The sequence below is a fragment of the Caldimicrobium sp. SLHALR3 genome (genome assembly GCF_058692735.1).
The window spans coordinates 1127687-1152567 of the sequence record NZ_CP182484.1 but is presented as its reverse complement, the minus strand read 5'-3'; the positions used below and the strand labels follow the sequence as shown (position 1 = coordinate 1152567).

Annotated in this window: 26 protein-coding genes and 2 tRNA genes; 14 read left to right on the top strand and 14 right to left on the bottom strand. The window is 38.1% G+C overall.

Going from position 1 to position 24881, the window contains the following annotated elements:
• The first annotated feature begins 29 nt into the window (after window positions 1-29).
• The 5 genes from ACLGLP_RS06135 to ACLGLP_RS06115 all read left to right on the top strand — a co-directional run bounded on the left by ACLGLP_RS06135 (window position 30) and on the right by ACLGLP_RS06115 (window position 3639).
• The gene (locus tag ACLGLP_RS06135) at window positions 30-995 is read left to right on the top strand and encodes a precorrin-8X methylmutase (RefSeq protein ID WP_492112398.1); all 966 of its coding nucleotides are present in this window, start codon (window positions 30-32) and stop codon (window positions 993-995) included.
• A gap of 13 nt (window positions 996-1008) precedes the next feature.
• Window positions 1009-1758, top strand: coding sequence for a precorrin-6A synthase (deacetylating) (gene cobF / locus ACLGLP_RS06130; RefSeq protein WP_492112397.1), 750 nt, complete (start codon window positions 1009-1011; stop codon window positions 1756-1758).
• Window positions 1751-2962, top strand: coding sequence for a precorrin-6y C5,15-methyltransferase (decarboxylating) subunit CbiE (cbiE, locus tag ACLGLP_RS06125; protein ID WP_492112396.1), 1212 nt, complete (start codon window positions 1751-1753; stop codon window positions 2960-2962). The genes cobF and cbiE overlap by 8 nt, the downstream gene beginning before the upstream one ends.
• Before the next feature lie 7 nt (window positions 2963-2969).
• On the top strand, window positions 2970-3404 hold the full coding sequence (mntA, locus tag ACLGLP_RS06120; protein ID WP_492112395.1) for a type VII toxin-antitoxin system MntA family adenylyltransferase antitoxin: 435 nt from the start codon (window positions 2970-2972) through the stop codon (window positions 3402-3404).
• A gap of 97 nt (window positions 3405-3501) precedes the next feature.
• On the top strand, window positions 3502-3639 hold the full coding sequence (locus ACLGLP_RS06115; RefSeq protein ID WP_492113738.1) for a HepT-like ribonuclease domain-containing protein: 138 nt from the start codon (window positions 3502-3504) through the stop codon (window positions 3637-3639).
• On the opposite strand, the gene cobU is transcribed toward ACLGLP_RS06115, so the two are convergent.
• Genes cobU through ACLGLP_RS06085 form a run of 6 tightly spaced genes read right to left on the bottom strand, consistent with a single transcriptional unit; the run spans window position 3629 to window position 8708 of the window.
• Window positions 3629-4174, bottom strand: coding sequence for a bifunctional adenosylcobinamide kinase/adenosylcobinamide-phosphate guanylyltransferase (gene cobU, locus ACLGLP_RS06110; protein ID WP_492112394.1), 546 nt, complete (start codon window positions 4172-4174; stop codon window positions 3629-3631). The genes ACLGLP_RS06115 and cobU overlap by 11 nt on opposite strands.
• Complete coding sequence (locus ACLGLP_RS06105) at window positions 4171-5379, bottom strand: BPL-N domain-containing protein (RefSeq protein WP_492112393.1); 1209 nt, start codon at window positions 5377-5379, stop codon at window positions 4171-4173. Before ACLGLP_RS06105 ends, cobU begins: the two co-directional genes overlap by 4 nt.
• Entirely contained in the window at window positions 5330-7084 is a 1755-nt protein-coding gene (gene cobJ / locus ACLGLP_RS06100) for a precorrin-3B C(17)-methyltransferase (RefSeq protein ID WP_492112392.1), read from the bottom strand. Before cobJ ends, ACLGLP_RS06105 begins: the two co-directional genes overlap by 50 nt.
• Window positions 7071-7820: a cobalt-precorrin-4/precorrin-4 C(11)-methyltransferase gene (locus ACLGLP_RS06095; RefSeq protein WP_492112391.1), complete on the bottom strand. Its 750-nt coding sequence runs from the start codon at window positions 7818-7820 to the stop codon at window positions 7071-7073. Before ACLGLP_RS06095 ends, cobJ begins: the two co-directional genes overlap by 14 nt.
• A 5-nt stretch (window positions 7821-7825) precedes the next feature.
• The gene (gene cobI / locus ACLGLP_RS06090) at window positions 7826-8512 is read right to left on the bottom strand and encodes a precorrin-2 C(20)-methyltransferase (protein WP_492112390.1); all 687 of its coding nucleotides are present in this window, start codon (window positions 8510-8512) and stop codon (window positions 7826-7828) included.
• Window positions 8513-8546: 34 nt separating this feature from the next.
• Window positions 8547-8708, bottom strand: a complete 162-nt coding sequence (locus ACLGLP_RS06085; protein ID WP_492112389.1) for a hypothetical protein — start codon at window positions 8706-8708, stop codon at window positions 8547-8549.
• Between the two features lie 10 nt (window positions 8709-8718).
• On the opposite strand from ACLGLP_RS06085, the gene ACLGLP_RS06080 reads away from it, so the two are divergent.
• On the top strand, window positions 8719-9288 hold the full coding sequence (locus ACLGLP_RS06080) for a (Fe-S)-binding protein (RefSeq protein WP_492112388.1): 570 nt from the start codon (window positions 8719-8721) through the stop codon (window positions 9286-9288).
• A gap of 21 nt (window positions 9289-9309) precedes the next feature.
• Here ACLGLP_RS06080 and tyrS read toward each other — a convergent pair whose 3' ends face one another.
• The 4 genes from tyrS to ACLGLP_RS06060 are packed head-to-tail and all read right to left on the bottom strand — an operon-like array spanning window position 9310 to window position 13252.
• Entirely contained in the window at window positions 9310-10515 is a 1206-nt protein-coding gene (gene tyrS, locus ACLGLP_RS06075; RefSeq protein WP_492112387.1) for a tyrosine--tRNA ligase, read from the bottom strand.
• 25 nt (window positions 10516-10540) lie between these two features.
• Window positions 10541-12073, bottom strand: coding sequence for a uroporphyrinogen-III C-methyltransferase (gene cobA / locus ACLGLP_RS06070; protein WP_492112386.1), 1533 nt, complete (start codon window positions 12071-12073; stop codon window positions 10541-10543).
• A 2-nt stretch (window positions 12074-12075) separates the two neighbouring features.
• Entirely contained in the window at window positions 12076-13005 is a 930-nt protein-coding gene (hemC, locus tag ACLGLP_RS06065) for a hydroxymethylbilane synthase (protein ID WP_492112385.1), read from the bottom strand.
• Between the two features lie 28 nt (window positions 13006-13033).
• Entirely contained in the window at window positions 13034-13252 is a 219-nt protein-coding gene (locus ACLGLP_RS06060; RefSeq protein WP_492112384.1) for an FmdB family zinc ribbon protein, read from the bottom strand.
• A gap of 351 nt (window positions 13253-13603) precedes the next feature.
• Between ACLGLP_RS06060 and ACLGLP_RS06055 the strand changes: the two genes are divergently transcribed.
• The gene (locus tag ACLGLP_RS06055) at window positions 13604-15142 is read left to right on the top strand and encodes an ATP-binding protein (protein ID WP_492112383.1); all 1539 of its coding nucleotides are present in this window, start codon (window positions 13604-13606) and stop codon (window positions 15140-15142) included.
• A gap of 177 nt (window positions 15143-15319) precedes the next feature.
• Here ACLGLP_RS06055 and ACLGLP_RS06050 read toward each other — a convergent pair whose 3' ends face one another.
• On the bottom strand, window positions 15320-16087 hold the full coding sequence (locus tag ACLGLP_RS06050; RefSeq protein WP_492112382.1) for a hypothetical protein: 768 nt from the start codon (window positions 16085-16087) through the stop codon (window positions 15320-15322).
• 632 nt (window positions 16088-16719) lie between these two features.
• Here ACLGLP_RS06050 and ACLGLP_RS06045 point away from each other — a divergent pair.
• Window positions 16720-18858: a methyltransferase domain-containing protein gene (locus ACLGLP_RS06045; protein WP_492112381.1), complete on the top strand. Its 2139-nt coding sequence runs from the start codon at window positions 16720-16722 to the stop codon at window positions 18856-18858.
• A gap of 19 nt (window positions 18859-18877) precedes the next feature.
• On the opposite strand, the gene ACLGLP_RS06040 is transcribed toward ACLGLP_RS06045, so the two are convergent.
• Window positions 18878-20419, bottom strand: a complete 1542-nt coding sequence (locus ACLGLP_RS06040) for an ATP-binding protein (protein WP_492112380.1) — start codon at window positions 20417-20419, stop codon at window positions 18878-18880.
• 100 nt (window positions 20420-20519) lie between these two features.
• Window positions 20520-21194, bottom strand: coding sequence for a SapC family protein (locus ACLGLP_RS06035; protein WP_492112379.1), 675 nt, complete (start codon window positions 21192-21194; stop codon window positions 20520-20522).
• 86 nt (window positions 21195-21280) lie between these two features.
• On the opposite strand from ACLGLP_RS06035, the gene ACLGLP_RS06030 reads away from it, so the two are divergent.
• Complete coding sequence (locus ACLGLP_RS06030; RefSeq protein ID WP_492112378.1) at window positions 21281-21616, top strand: nucleotidyltransferase family protein; 336 nt, start codon at window positions 21281-21283, stop codon at window positions 21614-21616.
• The gene (locus tag ACLGLP_RS06025) at window positions 21591-21983 is read left to right on the top strand and encodes a nucleotidyltransferase substrate binding protein (RefSeq protein WP_492112377.1); all 393 of its coding nucleotides are present in this window, start codon (window positions 21591-21593) and stop codon (window positions 21981-21983) included. Before ACLGLP_RS06030 ends, ACLGLP_RS06025 begins: the two co-directional genes overlap by 26 nt.
• A gap of 59 nt (window positions 21984-22042) precedes the next feature.
• On the opposite strand, the gene ACLGLP_RS06020 is transcribed toward ACLGLP_RS06025, so the two are convergent.
• The gene (locus ACLGLP_RS06020; protein ID WP_492112376.1) at window positions 22043-23524 is read right to left on the bottom strand and encodes a flagellin N-terminal helical domain-containing protein; all 1482 of its coding nucleotides are present in this window, start codon (window positions 23522-23524) and stop codon (window positions 22043-22045) included.
• 162 nt (window positions 23525-23686) lie between these two features.
• Here ACLGLP_RS06020 and ACLGLP_RS06015 point away from each other — a divergent pair.
• The 4 genes from ACLGLP_RS06015 (at window position 23687) to ACLGLP_RS06000 (ending at window position 24881) form a co-directional block, all read left to right on the top strand.
• Window positions 23687-23760: transfer RNA gene (locus tag ACLGLP_RS06015), tRNA-Met, on the top strand.
• 16 nt (window positions 23761-23776) lie between these two features.
• Window positions 23777-23848, top strand: a tRNA-Cys gene (locus ACLGLP_RS06010).
• 8 nt (window positions 23849-23856) lie between these two features.
• A complete protein-coding gene (gene queD, locus ACLGLP_RS06005; protein ID WP_492112375.1) occupies window positions 23857-24231 on the top strand; it encodes a 6-carboxytetrahydropterin synthase QueD in 375 nt (124 codons plus the stop codon).
• An 8-nt stretch (window positions 24232-24239) separates the two neighbouring features.
• On the top strand, window positions 24240-24881 hold the full coding sequence (locus ACLGLP_RS06000; RefSeq protein WP_492112374.1) for a 7-carboxy-7-deazaguanine synthase QueE: 642 nt from the start codon (window positions 24240-24242) through the stop codon (window positions 24879-24881).

The window sequence follows — 24881 nt, the reverse complement described above, 5'->3', positions numbered from 1 at the left end:
TTTTAAGATACTATATGGGGAGGGTTAAAATGAAAGAAAAGATAGTTATCGTACTTCATGGAAGTCCAAGAAAGGAGGCAAATGCCTGGGAAAATTTTTTAGGAGTTCTTGCTTCAGTATTTGGAAGACCAAAGGAGGATTTTTCTTTGAGCTATCTCCAATTTGGAGAGCCCTCTCTTGATAAGGCTCTTGAAGAGGCAATTCTTAAAGGGGCAAGGCGTCTGATTGTTCATCCCCTTTTCTTGAGTGCAGGACACCATGTAGTTAAAGATATCCCCCAGATCATTGAAGAAACTAAGCAAAAATATCCCCAGGTTGAAATTCTTTATACCCGTCCCCTTGGGATGCACGAAAAACTTGCAGAAATTGTTAAAGAAAGAATTGAAGAACTGGGAATTAAAACGGGAAAGGCGATTGAAGAAAAGAGCTTTGAGATTATTGAAAGGGGGGTAGATTTAGGCAATCTTTCTAAGGAAGAAAAGGAAATTGTAAAAAGAGTTATACATGCTACAGCTGACCCTGAATTTAAGGATACCATGATCTTTCATCCTCAGGCTATTTCCAAAGCTATTGAAAACCTAAAAAGCGGTAAGGACATTCTCGTTGATGTGGAAATGGTTTCTGCTGGAATTTCAAAAAAGCTTCTAAAGGGGAATAGAGTCCTCTGTTATCTCTCTCAGGTTGAAGATGAGCCTCTTGAGGGAACGAGAACGGAAAAGGCTATTGAAAGGGCTTTAGAAAAAGAAAGAAATCTGGGAATTATTGCTATTGGAAATTCTCCCACTGCCCTCTTGAAAACTATTGAAATTTTAAATAAAGAAAAGAGAAGGGATCTTGTGGTGATTGGGATGCCTGTGGGATTTGTAAAGGCCTTTGAAACAAAGCTTCTTCTTGCTTCTCAAGATTTTCCTTTTATTACTAATCTAAGTAGAAAAGGCGGAAGCCCTGCCTGTGTAGCTGTCGTCAATGCCCTATTGAGACTTTCTGCAACATAGAGGGTGATATCAAATGGTTAAAAAATTTTATCTTATCGGTATTGGCCCAGGGGACCCAAAGTATCTTACCCTTCAGGCAAAAGAACTTATAGAAAGGCTTGAACTCTTTTTTGTCCCCGAAAAAAAGGAAGGAAAGTCAGAACTAACCAAAAAGAGATTAGAAATTGTAAAATTCGTGAAAGGTAATAGACCCTTTAGTGTCGTTCCTCTTTCCTTTCCAGAAAGGAAAAAAGGGCTTAATTATCGGGAAAAGGTAAGAGAGTGGCGAAAAGAGAAGGCAAAAATTCTAAAAGAAGCTCTTGAAAGGGAAGAAAAAGAAGAAGCCGGGTTTCTCATCTGGGGAGATCCCTCTCTTTACGATGGTCATATTGAAATCATGAAGGAGGTTGAAAAGGTACTTGAGATTGAGTGGGAGGTGGTGCCTGGGCTTTCCTCCTTTCAGGTGTTGAGTGCTAAAGCAAAAGTTTCTTTAACCAATATTGCTACCCCTCTTAGCTTTCACACTCCAAGAACTTTAAGAAAACTGAAAGAGCTTGAACATACAGTGGTTGTCTTTCTTGACAACTACGAGACCTTTCAGCTTTTTAAAGAAAAGGAGCTTGAGATTTGCTGGGGAGCCTATGTGGGAAACGAAGAAGAACTCATTCTTAAAGGATCAATTAAAGACTTAGCTTCAGTAATTAAAGCTCAGAGAAAAGTTTTAAAAGAAAAAAAGGGCTATCTCATGGAAATTTACTTTTTAAAGCCTAAAGAAGATGGCTAAAACTATTCATCTTGTAGGTATCGGTTATAAACCTTTAAATAAAGAAACTGAGAACCTTTTAAAAGGAATCTCAAAAATTTTTGCCTTTAAAGGAACCATTAAAATTTTTGAAAATTATTCTGTTGCTAAAGAGGTGAAAAATTTAATTCAGGTGGTTGAAAAGCTTGATGAGCTTATTCAGAGAATCAAAGAGGAGGATAAAGAAGTTGCAGTGCTTGCAAGCGGAGACCCTCTTTTTTTTGGAATTGGGGAGAAACTGCTTGAGGTCTTTCCCAGAGATTCAATTAAGGTTTATCCAGATCTTACCACACCTCAGGTCCTTTGCAGCCGCCTGAAAATCCCTTTCTACAAAGTCAAGGTCTTTTCTCTTCACGGAAGAAGCCTAAATCTTAAAAATTTCTTAAGAGAGGTCTCTGAAAACCCCTATCTTTTTGTCTATACCGATAAAGAACAAGACCCATCTTTTATTGCCAAACTTTTATGTGAAGAAGCTTTTGAAGGGGTTATCCTTCACATTGGAGAAAGGCTTCAAAGCCCCGAAGAAAGGGTCATTTCAGGAAGCCCAAAAGAATTTCTTGATAAGGTTTTTCATTATCCTCACTGCATCTTAATTGAAAACCGCAAGTGGGGAAAAGAGCCTAAGCTTGGTTTTAGAGAAAGTGAAATTCTTCACGATAAGGGTATGATTACCAAGGATGAAGTAAGGGCGATTATTCTTCATAAACTAAGACCACCTTTAAGGGGTGTTATCTGGGATATTGGTGCTGGTTCGGGCTCCATAAGTCTTGAACTTGCAAGACTTTCTCCTTATCTTGAGGTCTATGCCATTGAGAAAAAAGAAGAATATTGCAAAATCATAGAAAAAAACTCCCAAAGGTTAAGACTTCCCAATGTGAGGGTGGTTTATGGAGAGGCTTCTCAAGTTTTAAAGACTTTGCCAGAGCCAGACCGGGTCTTTGTCGGAGGTTCCTCTGGAAGACTCCAAGAAATCCTTCTTTTTCTTGAAACCTTGAAAAAAACAGAGATTTTTGTCTTTTCTTTTATTACCCTTGAAAATCTTTATGAAACCTATAACTTTTATAAGGAAAAGGGGATTGAGCCTGAGATTCTTCAGGTTCAGGTAAACAGACTTAGACCCTTGGGAGGATTTTTAGGCTTTAAAGCAGAAAATCCTATCTTTCTTTTAGTGGTCTCTAAGGTATAATACTTTTATGGTTGATTTTGAGGCGCTTTCAAAGGCTCTTCAAGAGGAAAGAGACATCCTCTTTGTCTATCTTTTTGGAAGTGTTGCGCAAGGAAGGGCTCATGAGGAGAGTGATTTAGACCTTGCAGTCTACCTGGAAGGGGAAGGGAATAAAGACTACTTCTTTGAAAGAAGGCTTGAGCTTATTGCCAAGCTTGTGAAAGTTACCTCCTTTGACAGAGTAGACCTTGTAATTCTCAATGAGGCTCCACCTATCCTTGTTTACTCTGTCTTTAAAACATGGAAACTTCTTTTTTCAAGGGATGAAAAAAGAAAAATTAGTTTTCTTGTGAAAAATCTCAAGGAATACTGGGACTTGGAGATTACCTGTAGACCCATTTACAGAGCCATGAAAAAGCGAATTGAGGAGGGAAAATTTGGTCTCAGAGGGAGTGATTGCTGAATTTAGCTTGGGAAAGTCCCAAAGGCTATACCTCTCTTCCTGAAATTCTCGTAAAACATGGAGTAATTCCCGAAGATTATGGAAAAACTCTGCAAAAATCTTTGCCCTTAGAAATATCCTTGTTCATGAATACACGGAACTTTTCCTTGAAAAGGTTTATGAAAATCTACAGAGGCTTGAAGACTTAAGAAGATTTGCTAACTTTGTAAAGAAATTTTTTGAAACTAAGTTATAATTTCCTCAGCCCTGGTTTTAAGATTCAAGGATATACCTGCAACAATTAAAAAAGCCTCATCTGAGAGACTTGCAACTTTCTGATTTAAAAATCCTAAATATTCGCGATAAAGCCTTGCCATTTTTGACTCTGGCACAATCCCAAGCCCAACCTCATTGGAAACAAGAATTATCCAATCACTTCTCTCTCCTTTAAATTTTTCAAGGCTTTCAAGAAGTTTATTCATCTCTTCTTCAAAAGGTTTTTTATAATGTAAAAGGTTTGAAACCCAGAGACTAAGGCAATCTATGAGAATAAGGGAACTTGTATTTTTCAAATTTTCAAGGACTTTTGCAACTTCAAGGGGCTCTTCTATCACTTTCCAGAAGGGTTTTCTTTCAAGTCTGTGTTTCTCAATTTTTTGTCTCATTTCTTCGTCAAGGGGTTCTGCTGTAGCGAGATAATAATAATTTTTAAAACCCTTTAAGGTTTCAGCATAAACAAGGGACCATTTTGTTTTTCCTGATTTTGCTCCGCCAAGCACAAAAGTTATCACCTATATGCCTCTCTCCAGAGTCTTACAAGTACCTCTTCAAGAAGATTAATAAGACGCTTGTATTCCCCTCCATAGCTCTTTTTATTTTCCCCGAAAACCTCCTTTAAAATCCCTTTTTCTTTTATTTTAATTCCCCTTTCTTTCATGTAATCAAGTTTTAAGGCATAAAGCACTTTATGAATTAGTTCCTCTATACACTTAGAGATTTCAGAAAGGTAATCCAAGGTTTCTTTTTTTAGCTCTACATAATGTAAAAGATAAATTATTTCCTCAAACAAATAAATTAAATTTAACAGTTCAAGCCCTCTTATACCCCGCCTCCACTGATAAAAATAGGGATATCTCTTATGAAAAAGGAAATTTCTTATACCAAAGTCAAAAAGAGAGAGAGCCTCTTTATAACACTTATCAAATTTTATTTCAAATTTTCTCTGAAGGCGTTTTTTCTGTGAAACTATTTTTAAGGTTCCACCACCCTTTGGCAGTTCATAATGTTCTGCAAGATTTTTGAGAAACTTTAAACCATTTTGGCAATTGGGAGTATCAAAGTGAATCAAAGAAAGAATTACCTTCCCATAACCATAAGACTCCTCAAAAACCAAAGGTTTGCCTTTCATTCTTGAGGGATTAAGAGGAATTCCGTATTTTTCTTCAAAAAAATTAAGGTAATCCTTAAAATCTTCAAAAGCTAAATCAGAGACATAGGCTCCCTTTTCAGGGGCTTCAAAGATTGCAAGAACTTTGATCTCAGGGCTTAACAGTTCAAATTCAGGAGGAAACCATAGAAAAAAGTAAGGTTTTATTCCCTGAAAAAGGGGGTATTCCTTTTCCAGTTTGACTTTACAAGGTCCGCTATAACTTGGAACCCTCTTACTGATTCTCCTTACAGAGGCTATGCCAAGTTCTTCCATTCCTGCAAGACTTGCTCCACCACAAATACCTACATAGAGTCCCCCTCTTCTTACAAATTCTCTAACAATCTCCCTTTGTTCTTCAGAAAGTCCTTCCAATTTGTTTTTTGACCAGCCACCAGGCACAAATAAAGCTTTGTATTCCTCCAAAAACCTTTCATTAATGTCTGAATAAAGTAAGGGCTGGAAAGAGATTTCAGCCTTCTTTAAGGCTTTAAAAGTCCAGAGTCCCCAGAGATGGGAATCAGACACAAGGAGAGCCGATTTTGAGGCGTTCCTCATATTTCCTTTCATACCCCCTTTTAGCAATCAAATATTTGCCAAGCCTTTCAATTCCCGAACTTCCAACAATAATAAGACTATTCATCCCTACCCTTTCCTCAAGAAACTCTTCCAAAGTAGCAAAAATAACCTCTTCCCCTTCTCTCGTTGCTGAATTGATTATAGCTATAAGAGTATTAGAAGGTCTCTTTTTCTTCATTATCTCAAGAGCCTTTTTAAATTTTTCTTTTCTTCCCTTACTTCGGGGGTTATAAATCACAAGGGGAATATCCACCTCTAAAAGTTTATCTAATCTCTTTTCTATCACCTCCCAGGGTGTGAGTCTATCAGACAAACTTATGACTGCAAAGTCATTTCCTAAAGGGGCACCAAGAAGGGCATTTCCCACATTTAAAGCCGAAAGCCCTGGCACAATCTCCACTTCAAGGTTAATTTTATTTTTAGAAAGCATTTCAAGCACAAGCCCTGACATCCCATAAATGCCAGGGTCTCCCCCACTAACAAGGGCCGTATCTTTTCCTTCAAGACAAAGCTCAATAGCTTTCTTTACTCTGTCAACTTCCTGGGTCATGGAAAATTCATAAATCTCCTTGCTTCTGACAAGATGTTTAATCTGTTTCACATAGGTTTTATATCCTACAATCGCTGAAACTCTCGTTAAAACTCTAAGGGCTCTTAAAGTTAAATAGTCTTGGGCTCCAGGACCGATCCCCACTACATAGAGTTTTCCTCTCTTCTGATAGAGTTCAAAGGAAATAGCTATGGTAAAGTCCTGATAAGCCCTTTTGGGGAATAAAAGAAGTCCTTTTGCTGCAAGAAGAGCTGAAGCCTCTGAAACACTTTCAATCCCAAATCTCTTAAAAGTATGCTCTGAAAAGGAAATGGTCTTTACCTCCGAAAGCTCAGCTTTTTCAAATCCCATTAAACTTAAACCATGTTTCAGGGCAAAGTTTTTAAGAGGCAAATATTCAGCCTTTTTCTTAAGGGTTGCTACTCCCTTTAATGCTTTAAATTCTAAACCTAGTTCCTCAAAGGTTCTTTGAAAGAGCTCTTCAAAATCTTCCTCCCTTAAAACCTCATGAAATCCGATACCAACCCAGAGACACCTGGGAATAAGAATCAATTTATCCAAATCCTCAACCCTTTTATAAGTGATAATAAGGTCTGCGTAAGCCCAATTCTCAGTTTCAACGAGCCCCTTTGGAAGGGGATACTTTAAAGGTTTTTCAAAATAAACCTTAAGCTCTCCATTTTTATTAAATTTTGACATTACTTCATAAAGTTTTTTCTCATTTTTAAGAATAAAGCTGAAATCTTTTATCCAGAGATCAAGGGGAGGAAGTCCTTTGGTATCTGAAGTTGTAGTGATTACGGGATGAGCTTTAAGATAGGTTGCAAGCTCAAGGGTTAAGCGATTGACCTCTGCATAGTGCCCTCCAAGATAGGCAATTACATTCCCTCCACCCTCATCAATCACCACAACCCCTGGGTCTTCTCCTTTTTTACTGATTAAAGGTGCTAAAACCCTTGCCACAATCCCAAGAGCCATAATAAAAATTAAAAGATTTTCTCTTTTCCAGTAAAGGGTGAGCTCCTCCTTTTTCAGGGATTTGAATTCAACTATTTCTCCGCTTCCTAAAAAAGCTTTTACAGCCTCTGCAAGATTCCTACCTTCCTCTGACAAATAAAATAAGAAAATTTCTTTATTCTTTTCCATAAAGGTATGAGCGTTTGTAAAAATTTTTGTCTATTAATTCAAGGACCTTCCCCACTACAATTAAGGCTGTTTTTGAGATTCCTTCTCTTTCCATAGTTTCTGAGAGTTTGTCAAGGGTGGTGAGGATGCTTTTTTCTTCGGGTCTTGAAAGTTTGTAAAGAATGGCAACTTTTGTTTCGGGTGAGAGGGCCTTTTTGAGAAGGTCTTCAAGTTTTTTACATAGGCCCGAGCTTAAAAAGAAAACCAGAGTGGATTTGGTTTCGCAAAATTTTAGGATTTCTTCTTCTGTTGCTCCACCAGTTTTTCCTTCAAGCCTTGTAAAGATTATGGAATTTGAAATTTCGGGATAAGTGAATTCAAGAGAAAGACGAGCCCCTGCCATAAGGGCAGAAGAGATTCCCGGAATTATCTCATAAGAAATACCTTCTTTCCTAAGAATCTCGAGATGTTCCATAAGGGAGCTAAAAATTGAAGGGTCTCCGCTTACAAGTCTTGAAACTGTCTTCCCAGAGAAATAAGCCTCTTTGATGATTTGGCAAATCTCTTCAAGTTTTTTGCCGAAGGCATCTACAAATTCAGCCTCTTTATTCTCCCTTTTCAAAAACTCAAGCATTTCCTGGCTTATAAGACTCCCAGGATAAATGATTACCTGAGAACTTTTAATAGCTTTTAAAGCCTTTAAAGTTAAAAGCTCTGGATCTCCAGGCCCAAAACCAATAAAATATACCTTCGCCATAAATCTCAGTCTCCCTTTTTCTTTTTAAGTATAATAGTAGAAAAATAATCAAGTTCCTCTTCAGAAGCCAAATTCAGATCTTCCCAGATTTTTTCTTCCCCCTGCCCTATTCTTTTCCCAAGAAGCCCTTGATAACTATATTTTTTTGCCCATTCTTTAATCTCATTAAAATGGCGATTTCCTTTCATTATAACAATGGTATCAAAATTAACAAACTTTTCAAAATTTTTAATAAAATTTTCTGCCACTGTAATAACAGCCTCTTCTCTTCCAAGGGCTAAAGAAAGGGTTAACTTTGCAGAAAGAGCTGAAAAGGAACTAATCCCGGGGATAATCTCAATTTCAATTTCCTTTTCTTGAAGATAGGGTTTTAAATAGAAAAAAGTAGCATAAAAACTTGGATCTCCTAAGGTAATAAAGGCACCTTCCTTATAAATATCAAGCTCCTTTATGATACTTTCTGCAAGCCCTTGCCAGAGCTCTTTTAAGCTTTCATCCCTTTTCATGGGAAAGTAAAGTTCAACGAGTTTTTTATCTGAAAGTGGCAAGAGTTTTTCTACAATTGAGAGAGCAAAAGTTTCCTTACCTCCAGAGGGATAAAAAATGAGTTTAATCCTTTCAAGGATCTTTTTGCCTTTAAGAGTAATTAACTCAGGGTCTCCTGGCCCAACTCCGATAACAAAAAGCTTCATTTTTTAACTTTAATATTAATCGTCTTTTCAAGCCTCACTGTAAGTTTAAATCTTCAGTAAGTTTAAGATATTTTCTTTTTCCCAATTCTACAACCTCTTGTGAAAAGAATATCAAAAGTAAAAGCATAGGTTGAAGCAAAAAACACTTTACGGTTAAAGCATCAAATCTTGAAAACCTTAAAAAAAGTATTAGCATACTAAATACCATGATGAAAAAATTTTTCCATTCTTTAAATAAAGAGGAGCTTTTTGAAAAAATTACTCTTCAGACTCCTTACTGTCATAAATCTAAAGATTGTTATTTAGTTATTTTACCTATTCAAAATGGGCTTAAGGAGCTTTTTCCTTATCTTAAACCTCAAGTAAAAGCCCTTTTTTCCGATGAAAATTCGCTAATTTTTAAGTGGTTCTTTAGAGATAAATTTTTCAAGGTATCTCTTTCAGACGAGGAACTTAAATTTGGATTGGTAAGTGATAAAGAGGAGGCTAAAGAGGTTCTTTCAGCTCTTATAGATTATCTTAAAGAGCTTGAAGAAAGGGCAAAAGATATTGAGCCAGATTATAAGCCTGTGAAAAGACCTCCTGCCCTTGAGATATATAAATTTCTTCCCAAAACTAATTGCAAGGCTTGTGGAGAACTAACTTGCCTTGCTTTTGCAACAAAGATTTCTATTGGTGAGGCTGAACCTGAGGATTGTCCCTATCTAAAGGAAGAGTCCTTAATCTCTTTACGCCGCCTTCTGGAATGGGACCAGTTTGATTCAAGTTTTATTTAAAAATTTAAAAGAAATTTTTTCTTAGCGGGCTACAAATTTAACAAAACGCTTCTTTCCTATTCTTAAGATGTATTCTCCTTTTTCAAAAAAGACCTCTTCTGAGGTTAAGGTTTCTTTATTTAAATCAATGGCTCTTTGAGCTATCAGTCTTTTTGCCTCAGAGCTTGACTTCACAATACCAAGCTCTTTCAAAAATTTTGGTAAATAGACCTTCCCAGCAGTGATTTCAAAAGTCTCAACCTCAGTCGGAAACTCCCTTTTACTGAAAACCCTTTCAAACTCTTCTTCTGCCTTTAAAGCCTCTTCTTCTGAATGATACTGAGCAACAATCAGGCGAGCAAGCCTCTTCTTCACTTCTTTGGGATGAAGTTTCCCATCTTCAACCCCTTTCTTCATCTCAGCAATCTCTTCAAGGGGAAGATCTGTCAAAAGTTCGTAATATTTCCACATAAGACTATCAGGAATGGACATAAGTTTTCCAAACATCTCCTTTGGAGGTTCCATAATACCCACATAATTTCCAAGGCTTTTACTCATTTTCTGAACGCCATCGAGCCCTTCAAGAAGGGGAAGGGTAATAATGACCTGAGGCTCTTGCCCATATTCTCTTTGGATGTCTCTTCCTATAAGAAGATTGAAGAGTTGATCCGTTCCTCCAAGCTCTACATCCGCTTTAAGGGCTACAGAATCATAGGCCTGAAAAAGGGGATAAATGAGCTCGTGAATTGCAATAGGAAGCCCATTTTCAAAGCGTTTTTTAAAATCATCTCTTTCAAGGATGCGGGCCACGGTGTACTTGGCACAGAGCCTGATAATGTCTTCAGCGGTCATCTTTGAGAACCATTCACTGTTAAAAACTATTTTGGTTTTGGCAGGATCAAGGATTTTGAAGACCTGCTCCTTATAGGTTTTGGCATTTTCAAGCACCTGTTCTTTAGTAAGGGCTGGACGGGTTTCTGAACGCCCAGTTGGGTCACCAATCATGGCGGTAAAATCTCCAATGAGAAAGTAAACCTCGTGCCCAAGGTCCTGAAAGTGTTTGAGTTTTCTTAAGAGAACTGTGTGCCCAAGATGAAGGTCAGGGGCCGTTGGGTCAAAACCAGCTTTAATTCTAAGAGGTATTCCTGTTTTATATGACCTTTCAAGCTTTCTGATTAGCTCTTCCTCCTCGATTAAATCCACAATGCCTCTCTTAATAACTTCAAGGGACCTCTTTACCTCCTCCATTATCTACCCTCTTCTTTTTTCAATTTTAGCTTACCGCATTTTTAAAATATTCTACCATGGCTTTTACCAAACCAGGAATAGTATATTCTTTAGCCTCAACAGTTGGTTCGTATCCAAATTTTCTTATACTTTTAGAAGTTATAGGTCCAATAGAGGCAAGAACGACTCCAGGAGGAAGGGAAAGCTCCATTTCTTTTAAGAGCTCAAAAAAGTTCTCAACTGTTGAAGAACTGGTAAAAGTTATGGCAGAAATGCCCTTTTCAAGGGTTTCTTTCAGTTTTTCTCCTGAATCTACAGGTTTTAAGGTTTCATAAATGGGCAAAATTTCAAGCAAAACCCCTTTTGCTTTAAGTCCTTCTGAAAGCACCTCTCTTGCCACTTTTGCCCTCACATAAAGTACTTTTTTCCCTGAAAGATCTTTCTTCCCAAAGGCTTCTAAAAGACCTTCCTGAGTAAAATTTTTCTCAGGCATAAGATCAGGGAAAATTCCATAAGTCTTTAAGACCTCTTTGGTTGCAGGTCCAATTACAGCAATTTTTATTCCCCCGAGAGCCCTCACATCAAGCCCGGTATCAAAAAGGGCAGAAAAAAAGAAACGAACCCCGTTTTCAGAGGTAAAGATTAGCCAGTCATAATTTTTAAGGTTTTTTAATGTTTCTAAGGTTTTTTTGTTGAAAAGGGGTCTAACCTCAATAGTTGGTATTTCAATCACCTCAGCTCCAAGTTCAATTAAAGCGGATTTCAATTTGCTTGCCTGTTCCCTTGTTCGGGTAATAACAATCTTTTTCCCAAAAAGAGGTTTTTTCTCATACCAGTTAAATTTTTCTCTCAATTTTACTACTTCTCCAACCACAATAATAGCTGGAGCCGTGATTCCCTGTTTTTTAACCTCATCAAAAATGGTTTCTAAAGTACCAACGGCGGTTTTTTGTCTTGGTGTTGTCCCCCATTGAATAACGGCAACAGGAGTATTAGGGTTTTTTCCCTCCCTTATGAGGTTTTCCACAATATTGGGAAGATTTTTAACCCCCATTAAAAAGACAAGAGTTCCAATTTGGGCAAGGGCTTTAAAGTCAATTTTGCTTTCCTCTTTTCCTTCAGCTTCATGCCCAGTGATGATGGCAAGGGTTGAGGTGCAGTCCCGGTGAGTTACGGGAATTCCTGCATAAGCTGGAACAGCAATCGCAGAAGTTATTCCAGGAACTACTTCAAAAGGGATTTCCTCTTTTACCAATTCCTCAATCTCCTCGCCCCCTCTCCCAAAAAGAAAAGGATCACCGCCTTTAAGCCTTACTACTAACTTTCCTTCCTTAGCTTTTTGAACAAGAAGTTGGTTGATTTCTTCCTGAGACATAGTGTGCGCACCACCCTTTTTGCCTACATAGATAAATTCACACCCCTCAGGGCAATATTTTAGAAGTTCTGGATTAGCAAGATAGTCGTAAACTACAACCTGAGCCTTTTCGAGGAGAGCCTTTCCCTTAAGGGTTAAGAGCCCAGGATCTCCAGGCCCAGCTCCAACGAGATAAACCTTCCCTTTTTCTTCATTCCCTTTCACTTCTAACTCCCCTGATAAAGTTCTTTTAAAATCTCTTCTCCTCCTCTTTTTAAAAGCTCTCTTGCAAGAGTTTCTCCAAGTTTTTCTGGTTCTGAAGAATTACCTTTTAAAGTTTCTCTGTAAAAGCGCTTTCCTTCAGGATCTCCAATAAATCCTGTAATAACAAGACTACCATTTTCAAAATAAGCATGGGCTCCTAAGGGGACCTGACACCCTCCCTCAAGGGTCTTAAGAAAAGCCCGCTCAGCTCTAACAGCTATAGCAGTTTTTTCACAGTGAAGTACCTTCAGAATCTCTTTGACCTTTTTGTCCTCGCTTCTTACCTCTATTCCAAGAGCACCCTGTCCTACTGCAGGAATCATCTCATCAAGGAAAAATCTGCGATACTTAACTTCAAGACCAAGTCTTTTAAGTCCAGCTTCAGCTAAGATTATACCCTCATATAAACCCTCTCTGAGTTTCCGTAACCTCGTATCCACATTTCCTCTTAGAGGTTCAATTACGAGGTCAGGTCTAAGCCTTTTCAACTGACAAAGTCTTCTCAAACTGCTTGTTCCAATTTTTGCATTAGGTCTAACCTCTTTAAGGGTTTCGTATTCAGAAATCCAGACATCAAAAGGAGATTCCCGCTCAGGAATAATGGAAACTTCTAACCCTTGAGGTACAAGGGATGGTACATCTTTCATACTGTGCACTGCAAAATCAATTTCTCCCCTAAGTAAAGCTTCTTCAATTTCCTTAACAAATAAACCCTTTCCTCCAATTTTACTTAGTGGTGCATCAAGAATTTTATCACCTGTGGTTTTAATAATTACTTTTTCTATTTCAATTTCAGGAAAAAAAGCTTTTAGCTTACTAATTACCCAATCAGTCTGCGCAAGAGCAAGTTTACTTCCTCTTGTGCCAGCTCTTAAATGCATTCTCAAATGCATAAAGTACTAAACCTCTTAATTTACCAGTTTAGTGGCAGGTGCTGCAGGAGCCACCACTGCAAGAGGAGCATCCTGAGCCAAAGCTTACCACAAACTTCCCTCCTGACTTAAAGGCTACCTGAGACATAACCTTTTTAATCCTTGAACTTCCGCATTTTTTGCACTTAATTCCTTCAAGATTTCCACCAAGCACAAGCTCTTCAAAGATCTCCCCGCACTCTTCACACTGAAACTCAAAAATTGGCATTTCTCCCCACCTCCCTTGCAAGAAAGCTTTTTAATGGATGAATCTTCAATTATAATACTGCTTTTTCAAATTAAAAGAGATTTGCCTTTGACCTGCTGAGGATGTATAAAAATATCTAATGCCCCATACCCTCTCCCTCAGCAGGGACAAACTTCAGCAGAGATAGGCTTATAAGTAAAGAAGTATTCAAAATTTTAAACCCATTCAGCCAGAGTTTTTTAAAATTCACTTTTTTAGCGTTAATCTAACGAGAAGCATGACCAATCCCAGATTTTGAAAAAATTCTTCTTGATTTTTTTAGAAAAGGCCTTTATTTTTAAATTTTAAGAACAGAATGGGGCTTAAAAACCTATGAAAAAATTACCCATTGGAATTCAGAGCTTTGAAAAACTTAGAAGTGAAGGCTGTTACTATGTTGACAAAACCCCTTTTATAAAAAAACTGGTTGATGAGGGAGATTATTACTTTCTCTCCCGCCCAAGGCGATTTGGAAAATCCCTCTTTCTTGACACCATAAAGCAGGCCTTTCTCGGAAAAAAGGAGCTCTTTACCGGGCTTTATCTTGAAAATAACTGGGACTGGGAAAAGACCTACCCTGTGGTGCATCTTGATTTTGGAGAAGGGGTGGTCAGCTCTGCTGAAAAGTTAATCAAAGGCATAGATTCGAAACTGAACAGAATTGCCCGAGCTTATGGCATTGAACTTACCGAGGAATTACAGGAAAACCGTTTCATTGAATTGATTGAAAAACTTTCTGAAAAATTCAAAACTCAGGTGGTAGTCCTCATTGACGAATACGACAAACCCATTCTTGACAAAATTGAAGACAAAGAAGAGGCCATAAAAATCAGGGAGATCCTAAAAAACCTCTATAGTGTCCTCAAGCCCCTTGACCGCTACCTCAAATTCGTCTTCCTCACAGGAGTCACCAAATTCTCCAAGGTCTCCCTTTTTTCTGGACTTAATCAACTCAATGACATAACCCTTGATGAAGCCTATTCAACCATTTGTGGATACACTCAAAGTGAGCTTGAAAGTGTCTTTGGAGAACTTCTAACCAAAGAGAAGCTTGAAGAAGTAAAATGTTGGTATAATGGCTATTCTTGGGGCGGAGAACCAGTTTACAACCCCTTTGATATTCTCCTTTATCTTAAAAAGAAAATTTTTCGCCCCTATTGGTTTGAAACAGGGACTCCTAACTTCTTAGTTAAACTTCTTGTGGAAAAGAGATTTTTTATACCAGAGCTTTCAAATCTTGTCGTTACCGAAAGACTTATTGAAAGTTTTGACATAGATGAAATTGAACCAGAAAATTTGCTTTTTCAATCGGGTTATCTCACTATCAAAAAAATTGAAAAAACTGAAACAGGCCCCATCTATTATCTGAGTTATCCCAACCAAGAAGTCGCTGTAACCCTCAATGACTATCTCCTAAGTTATTTAACTCAAAGCAAGTATGAACCCTCTCGCTTAATAAAAACTTTAAAGCTTGGCTTAAGAGAGGGAAAGGTTGAAACTTTAGGAGAAGCCTTAAAAAGTCTCTTTGCAAGTATCCCTTATGAGTGGTACAGGAAAAACGAACTTGCCCGTTATGAAGGTTTTTATGCCAGTGTAGTTTATAGTTTCCTTTTTGGTGCAGGTTTTAAGCTTATCCCAGAGGATTTAACAAGCAAAGGGAGAATTGACCTGACCGTTCTTTATGAAGGAAGGTGCTATCTTATTGAGTTCAAGGTGGTTGAGATGGAAGGAGAAGGAAGAGCCTTAGAGAGCTTGAAAGAAAAGGGTTATGCCGAAAAATACCAGGGGAAATACAGCGAAATTTATTTGATAGGAATTGAGTTTAGTAAAGAGAGAAAGGAAATCACGCGGTTTGAGTGGGAAAGGGTGTAAAATTCTTGCGAGAGCCTACCTTTTTCCTGTCATTCTCGCGAAAGCGGGAATCCATTCATAGACTCCCACTTTCATGGGAACGACGGTGAAGGAGAAAGGGCTCAGACCTCAAAGGAAGTGTAGCAGGCAAGCTACTTGATATATTTTTTTTAGGTGACCTCAGATGTTCTTTATCTATTATTTCCGGTTGGCCGTAGTACCTTGGTTGGTTCTTCCTCTATCTTCTTGGCAATTATTCTGATTATTTTGAGGGTAAAGTTTTTCAAGTTTCTTTTTGTATATTTTCCAAACCATCTTTAAAAATAATTCTATTGCTGCTATAAGAATAAAAATAATAACTATGTATTTCAATATATTTGAAAAAATTAATGAAATTTGTATTTCAAGTTTATCACAATAAGAAAAATATATACTTATAAAATGTAAAGAAATTAATATTAAAAGAATCACACTGGAATAAGAAAACAATTTGTAAAGCTCAGGTGGGTCAATACAAGATACTCTGTCAATCAAATTAAAATTTGGTGGCAACAAATCTTGACTATATAAACAGCAAAAATCTTCAATTTTAGATAAAACAACTTGATTTTGGCGATAAGTATAAGCAAAAACATTAGAGACAAAGTATATAAAAATACAAATCAGAGCAGAAGCTATATATCCGAGGGATAAAATCAAAAAGTAATTAACATCGTCAGATTTGCTATAAAACTCTTTGACTGCATATCCATATACCACTAATGAAGTAAGAAGAGGAATAGCAAGTTGAATAAAATGACTTTCAAGTTGCCTTAATTCCTTTTGCATAGTGGAATAGAGCTGAATTAGAATATCTTTCTGAACTTCAGATGGCTTAATAGTAGAATAGTTGCCTTGTTGATTGGTTTGCTGAGCCTGACACTGAGGTCTTTGGCTTCCTTCGGCCCCATTAGTATGATTACTCATAAGAACCTCCTCTCCTCTTTGGATTTTTAAATTCTTTAATATCTTGGCAATTTTATTCTATTTTCAAAAATCAAAAAGGGGGAAACTAAGGTTTTGAAAAGGAGCAAGTTGTAAGAAACCCTCTTATTGTCACCCTCCCACTTGTCCTCTGCCCTTTTACATATTTTGAGGAAATGGTCTCCTGGGTCTGGCGATTTAGGCGGAACGCACCGCAGGGATAAATCCTCCTCCTTCCTTCTTCGTCGTCCTCACGAAATTGGGGACCCCCTCTATAGACCCCCGTTGTCACGGGGTGACACCCGCCCCCACCCACGCTTTTGCGAGGGCAAGCTTGCGCAGGGACAAGCCCCTGTCCCTGCTTACGCGGGAATGACGAAAAAAAGGAAAGGAGCGAGGGTAAACCCCCGCGGGGACAAGTTGCGCGGGGGTAAACTTTTGCAGGGGAAGGTCCCTGCTTTCGCAGGGACGACGATATACATTTACGATAGACGACAATATACGATGATATACGAGGACGATATACGACAAAAAGAGAATGCGGGGAAAGCTTTTGTAAGGGTGACAAATAGAGTGGGGCTGTCTCAGGCACAAATTTTGTTAAGATAAATTAAAATTCTTTAGGGAGGGATGAGATGCTAACTGTTCAGGCTAAAAGAAGGCTTTCCTTGGATTTCAATGGCTATCACTTTGAGTTAAAACCTGGAGAAAAGCTCCTTTTTGCAAACGATGTCTTTGCCCTACTACCCAAGGAACTTCAGGAGGCCTTTGAAAAGACTAACTCTGCCCTACCCCCTTTTTACGACGGAGAACCCTTAAATGGTAAAACCCTCTTTGTCTTCATGCAGGGAGCTATTGGTGATGTCCTCTGCTCAACGGTTGCCTTAAGAGAAGTGAAAAGAAGATATCCAGATTGCAAGCTCTGGGTTGCAGTTTCAGGAAGGGCTCGCCCAGTTCTGGAAAAACTTTCCTACATAGATAAACTTTTTCCACACCCTGCCCCAGTAAAAGAGGTAGTTAAGGCAAATTACTTCATCAAAGCTGTCGAAATGGTGAATACCCCTGCCTTTGACAACCTCAACATGGTTAAGTGGTTTCTCTGGAAATTCAGGCTCTACTTTGCAGAAGATGAGACTCCAGATGTAGTGGTAGACGAAGAAGTAGTCAAGGAGTTGACGCCAGTCTTTGAAGAGGTCAAAAAATTGTCAAAGAAAAACAAAGTGCTTCTTTTCCACTATCTTGCCTCTTCTGTTCACCGCACCCTTCCCCCCAAGCTCTTAAAAGAAATTGAAGACCTCATCTGGGAAGAGTATGTACCGGTGATTTGTAGTTTGCCTGAAGAGGATATCACTGTTGAGGTTGCCCTTGATGTTTACGGAATAAGGGCAGCCAATCTCTCCTATCTTATGAAGGACATCCGCTACCTGATAGCTTCCGTTTATCTTTCTGATGCCGTAATCACGGCAGATACGGCTACTTTGCACATTGCGGGGGGTCTTAAAAAGCCCACAGTCTTTATCACAGGCCCCATTGAGGCCGAATTAAGAAGTAGCACCTACCCCACTGTCATCCCTGTAAGACCCAATTATACTGGGCAAACCTGTAAGGCTCCCTGTGGAATTCATGCCCTTGGTGAACCCTGCAGTGAAGCCAAAATAAAGAAGCAATTTTACAGCCCCTGTTTTGAGAGCATCCCTCCTAAGGTTATTTACTTTGCCCTTAAGGATGCTGAAAAAACCCTTGAAAAGGACTATCCCAGACCTGAAAAATGCCCTTTATGTCAATATTCTGGCACCTTTGAGCTATTTGAAATTATTAATGGTCACAGAGTCTTTGAGTGCCCCTCCTGTAATTTGCAATTTACTTACCAAGTTAAAGCGATGGATTATGATAAAGCTTATGAAGGGAAATATGAAGATTTGTTAGCATTTACTTCTATTCCTTATGAAAGCTATCAATTCGTTGAAGATGAGGATAAAGAAAGAAAAAAATGGGAAAGATTACCCCGTTTTAATGTATTACTTCCCATCCTTACCCTTCTTCCCAAAGGTAAGCTTTTTGATGTGGGATGCTCAACTGGCTTTTTCCTTCTTCTTGCCAAAAAGTTTGGCTACGAGGTCTATGGAATGGATGCCAGTGAAAAGGCAATTGAGATTGCACGAAAGAAATTCAAATTAAATGTGGTTAAAGCTCTAACCTTTGATGAGCTCCCCCCTGAATTTAAAGGACCTTACAAAGTGGTCACCGCCTTTGAGGTTATTGAACATGTGGAAAACCCTTATGGTTTCTTAAAGGGAATTTACGAACTTTTGGAAGAGGGAGGTTTTGCTATTTTGAGCTGCCCCCCTTATTTTAAGTTTGAAAACACGGCACTCAGTTATAGAAAATTTAAGTGGTGGCACGGTGATTATCCTCCACTTCATATCAACCGCTTTAAACCCTGGACCCTTTATTATGGTTTAAAGAAAGTTGGTTTTGAAGAGGTGGTCATATTTACAGAGCCTTTGCTTACTGGCACAGTCCTTGAAGGAATTACTCCAAAGGAGGTGGTATTAAAGCTTGATAATGAGCAAACCTTCTTATTACCAAGGGAAACTGTCATAGCCATCATCCTTGATGCTTTAAAACCACTTTATATCAATGCAAGGTATCTCGGAAATTTTTTGTATGCCATTGCCTGTAAGGGAAAAAGCGGTATTCCCTGGGAAAAGGTCTTAAGAGATGCCATAGCTATCTCTGCTGTTGATATTATGTGGAGGGATGATAGAATGTAAAAAAAATCTCACCTCAATTCTAACCCCTCTCCCACTCAAATCTTACGATTTCCCTCTTTTCCTTGCTAAACTCAATTCCTATTAAGTAAACCTCACCGTATTTCCCCTTATATTTCTCTGCATATCCCTTCTCTTTTAAGCTCTCTAAAGCCCTTCCTTCTCCCTCCATCTCAACCACTTTAAACTCAAGAAGATAGCACTTCCTCTCAAAAATAATAGTCAAATCAATTCTTCCTTTGCTCGTTATGTCCTCCGGAATAAGCTCAAAACCTGCTCCTGCAAGAAAACTATATACCACACTTGCATAATAACCTTCATAATTTGCAAGCTCATTTTTTCTATACCACTCATAAGGGATGCTTGCAAAAAGACTCTTTAAAACCTCTCTTAGGGTCTCAACCTTACCTTCTCTCAAACCCAGAATAAGCATTCTTATTAAACGGGGAGGCTCATACTTACTCTGGGTTAGATAACTTATAAGGTAATCATTAAGCGCTATAGCTACTTCTTTATTGGGATAACTCAAATAATAAATTGGACCTGTTTCAGTTTTCTCAACCTTTTTAATAGTTAAATAACCTGATTGAAAAAGCAAATTTTCCGGTTCAATTTCATCTATATCAAAACTTTCAATGAGCCTTTCGGTAACTACAAGGTTTGAGAGTTCTGGGAGATAAAATCTTTTCTCCACAAGAAGTTTAATCAAGAAAGTAGGAGTCCCTGTCTCAAACCAGTAAGGGCGGAAGTCTCTCTCTTGAAGATACAGCAAAATGTCAAAAGGGTTATAAACAGACTCCCCACCCCAGGAATAGCCGTTATACCAACACTTTACAGCCTCAATTTCTTCCTTACTTAAGAGTTCTCCAAAGACCCTTTCAAGCTCCTCCTGAGTATATCCACAAATGGTCGCATAGTCTTTACTTAAAGTAATATCTCTTAACTGATTAAGCCCGGAAAAGAGCGAGACATTGGAAAACTTAGTTACTCCTGTGAGGAAGACGAATTTGAGGTAGCGGTCAAGGGGTTTAAGAACGCTGTAAAGGTTTTTCAGAACTTCCCTTATTTTTATGGCTTCATCTTTGTCTTCAATTCTATCAAGAATTGGTTTATCGTATTCGTCAACGAGGACTACTACTTTTTCTTTGTATTTTTCAAAAAGTTTTACAATCAAATTATGAAATAAAAATCTGATATCTTTTCCATCGTGAGTTTTTAGCCCTTCGTTTTCGTAATGGAATTCAAGCATTTGTTTTATCCAGTTTTCAAGGTCTTTATGGTCTGCAATGACTCCACCTGCAAAGTCAAGATGAACCACAGGATAGCTCTTTCCCCAGTTCCAACTATTTTCGAGGTAAAGCCCAGTGAAGAGTTCCTTCTTTCCAAGGAAAGCCTGTTTCAGGGTGTCAAGAAAAAGAGACTTTCCAAATCTCCTTGGGCGTGAAAGGAAGTAATACTTTCCTTCGTCAACGAGTTTTTTCACAAAAGGAGTTTTATCTACATAGTAGTAATTTTCAGTTATTATTTCTTCAAAACTCTGAATCCCAATAGGTAATTTCTTCATAAGTTTTGTAAACAGTTTTAAACTTTATTTTAAAGTAAACTTCTTTTTTAAAAAAACAAGCGTATAACTAATTCTTTATATCAAATCAAATAACTTAAAATTACGCACACTTAGGTATATAGAATATATAATTGGCAAATACCCCGAGGCATTTAAGAAAGTAGAGCTTTTCAGGTTGGAGCTTGGCTAAAGTGTCAATGTTTCCGATGTAGACATTTCTGAAAAAGGCTCTTCCATACTTGCACTTCACTTCAAAGTCAATGGGTTTAAGACACTGGTGTTCTATCAGGGTTTTGGTAAATTCATAGACCTTCTGGAAATCAAGGGCAAGGTTAGAAAGCTCAGTTTTTACACTTTTTAAAAAGGGGGAGTCAGAACCATCCTCTTCAAAAAGAGGCTCTCCTTCTTCAGAGGCCATTGCAAGGTCAACGAGAACGAGCCAGTCAGTTCTTTCTCCTTCAACCTGCCTTATCACCCCAAAGGGATAGGTTATAAGAGCCCTTGGAATAACATCCACTTTGAAAGACCCCTCCTCATTTAAGTAAACATTTACCCCCTCAATTCCTATAACTGCAAAGGGAAAAAGCTCTTCTTGAAATGAGGCAAACATCACAGGATAATACATAGAAACTGGCAAAAGCTCTGAAAAGGTAAGAGGAACAACTTCTACCTTCTCAGCAAAAAAGTAATCAAGAGGTTTTTTGATTTTAAGATTTTTGTGTTTTTCAACATCAAGTATTTCTGGGTTTTTAAAAGCCTTAAAAGGTGCAAGCATGATTACATAGCCTCCTTTTTAAAAAAATTTGATTTTGTAAAATTTGTAATTAAAATTAACTTTTGATTATATCAAAAGCAAAAGGAATGACAACTCAAAGAGAAATTCAAAAAGAAAAAGTTGAAAAAGTTCTGGCAAAACTTGTTGAACTTTTGAAAGAAGAACTTAATCCTGAAAGGATAATTCTTTTTGGATCAAGGGCAAAAGGAAAATCAGCTCCTTATTCAGATATAGACTTAGCTATAGAGGGGGCTCCAGTTCTTAGTTTAAGAGAACTAAGAAAACTCAAAGAAAAAATTGAAACTATAAGCTGGCCTTTTTTTGTGGATATAGTTTTTCTTGAAAAAGTGGATGAGGAGTTTAAAAAGATGGTAAAAAACACAGGGAGGCTCATTTATGAAAAAAATAGAACTAATTTTTAGTCTTAATAAATTAAAAAAGGCTTTTGATACCTTAAAGGATGGTGTTTTACAGGCTGAAACTCAGCTTGAAAAAGATGGTGTAATTCAGAGGTTTGAATATACCTTTGAACTTTTCTGGAAAACTTTAAAAGTTATACTTTCTTATCTCGGTATTGAATGTTACAGTCCAAGAAGTTGTATAAAAGAAGCTTTTAGACAGGGACTTATAGAAGACGACGAAGTGTTTTTGGATATGCTTGAGGATAGAAATTTAAGTTCTCATATTTACGAAGAAAAATCTGCCGAAGAGATTTTTAAAAGAATAAAAGAAGTATATGTAGAAGTTTTGGAGAAAACAGTTAAGAAGCTGGAAACAAAATTAAAATAATAAGGGAGGTGGGATACTGACTCCCACCTCCCTTTATTTATTCAGGTTATCCGAAAAAATTATCTCAAAAGTTGAAGGACGAGCTGAGGTAAAGTATTTGCCTGAGCAAGCATAGCCATGGTTGCTTGCATACGGATCTGGTAGGTGGTGAATTCCGCCATCTCTTTGGCATAGTCGGTGTTTCTGATAACGGATTCAGCCTCCTTGGTATTGTCGTAAGCCACCTTCTGGGAATCAAAGATGGACTGGAGGTTGTTCATGGTAGCACCAATCTGAGCCCTTATGGAATCAACCCTTCTTAAGGCAATTTCTGTGGCAAGCATGGCTATCTCTGCACCTTGATTGGTGGTTACATCAAGGGCATAGAGATTTTTGAATTCAGAACCAGTATCGGAACCAACTGTAGGAGTACCAAAGGCATTTTTATCAAATCCATCTAAGGTAAACTCACGCTCATTGGCAATGTAGAGCTCACCCACCTTAATGGCAGCGCCAGTCTGGCCAGATTGTGCATCAACTCCCTGAATTAATTGATCAAGATTAATGGTAGCGCTACTATCATTTTTCAGATTGACCTCCACTCCAATGGTATAACCTTTGGATGAGGTAAGGACGAGTCTTCCTGCATTGGTTGAGGCCGTAAGGTCTGCACCAGCTGTAGCAGCAGCTCTGTTAATTTGCTCAACCAATTGGTCAAGGGTGACAGTGGTATCAACATCAAATGAAAAGCTTTTATCTCCCACATAGAACTTAAGAGTTGCAGTATCACTTACATCGGCAATAGCAGTATAAGGGTTGGCAATACTCACATTTACAGCTTTAGCTTTAAATCCAATGTCTGCAAGGCCACTATTAATCTGCTCAGCCACATACCCAGCATCATAGATGTAGTTATTACCATTTTTTATTGTTGCCTCAATTACCCTTCCGCCTACTGTCATGGTAGTAGAAGAAGAGAGAACTTGAGCAGATAAAGTTGATATACCACCAGCCCCGGAAGTTGCACTTCCTCCAGCCACTACCATATGGGCACCAAGGCTCTGGGCTCTAACATCAGCAATGCTTATATAGACAACCTGATCAAGCCTTGCTCCATAGTGAATGTACTTGTTATTGAAAGTTCCATCAAGGAGCTTGATTCCGTTATACTCGGTATCCGTTCCAATCTTCTGAATAGCATCCACAAAGTTTCTGATTTCCTGCTGGAGAGCGGCTCTTGCGGTAGGGTCATTGATGTCGTTTGCGGCATTCTGAGCTCTCACATAGATTTCCTGAAGTTTGTCATAGATTTGGCCAGCACTTGCTTCAGCAATCTGAAGGGCTGAGATTCCGGTCTGGATGTTGCGGTTACCTTGGTCATAAGCTTTAGCCACTGTCCCAAGCATGTCTGCAATGAAAAGACCTGCAGAATCATCAGCGGCACTCAAAATTCTAACACCTGTTGAGAGCCTTAAAAGGCTCTTGTTCATTGCGCGCTCATTTCTGATGAGCGCGGTGTGGGTTTGGGCTGCTGCTTCGTTGAAGTTAATTTTTACTGCCATTTCTCACACCCCCTTTTTGTTTTTTTTCTTTTTTGTATTTAATATCGGTTAATTTTTAAAAAACTTTAATTAATTTTTGCACACTTCTTAAAACACATTTAAGGGTAGATACCTCTTGACAAGACAAAATTAGTTTTTATACTTATTTTTAGCTTTTAAGGTGGCGGCGTAGCTCAATTGGTTAGAGCATGTGGCTCATATCCACAGGGTTGGGGGTTCGAGTCCCTCCGCCGCCACAAGATTTAAAAACTTGGCGGCGTAGCCAAGCGGTAAGGCGACGGCCTGCAAAGCCGTGAATCCGGGGTTCGAATCCCCGCGCCGCCTTTCTTTTTATGTTTAAACTCAGAGTAGAAGACCACTTTTCTTCTGCACACTATCTCAGAAATTACGAAGGTCTCTGCGAAAAACTGCACGGACACAACTGGAAAGTTGAACTCGTTGTTGAAGGCTCCAGACTAAACAACTCTGACATACTCATAGACTTTAAAATTCTCAAAAATTACCTTAAAGAGGTCCTTTCCGAACTTGATCACAGACTGTTAAATGAGCTACCCTATTTCAAAGATGTCAATCCCTCCTCTGAAAGACTTGCAGAATACATTTTTAAAAGAATAAAAGAAAAACTCTCAAATTACCCAAATGTAAAGGTAAAAGAAGTTACCGTTTACGAAACAGAAAAGGCTTCAGCAACATACTACGAAGATTAACTTTCAAAGTGTCTGTACTAAAAATTTCTGAAATATTTTTTAGCATCCAAGGAGAAGGACCCTTGGTAGGTTATCCAACTTTATTTATAAGGCTTTTTGGATGTAATTTAGAATGTTCCTGGTGTGATACCCCTTATGCAAAAGGAAAAAATCCCTACAAAGAAATGGATACCTCTGAGATTGTTTCTTTCTGGAAAAAAAATTTTAGCTCTATTCCCTTTATAACTGTTACTGGAGGAGAACCTCTTTTGCAAAATGCTGTTTACGAACTTATGGATACTTTTTTAGAGCTTAATTGCACTGTGGTTTTAGAAACAAACGGAAGTATAAGCTTAAAAAGAGTTCCAAAAGAGATAATAAAAGTTATGGACATAAAGACTCCTTCCTCAAATATGGAAAAATTTAATCTTTACGAAAACTTTAAGTTTTTAACCCAAAGAGATGCTGTGAAATTTGTTATAAAGGATAAAAATGATTTTGACTTCGCTTTAAACATAGTAGAAAAGTTTCAGCTTTTTTATTATACTCAGGTTTTTCTTTCACCTGCGTATCCCTTTTTAGAAGCTAAAACCTTAGCAAATTGGATTATTGAAACTAAAAAACCATTAAGGTTTCAGGTTCAACTTCACAAAATAGTAGGAATAAAATAA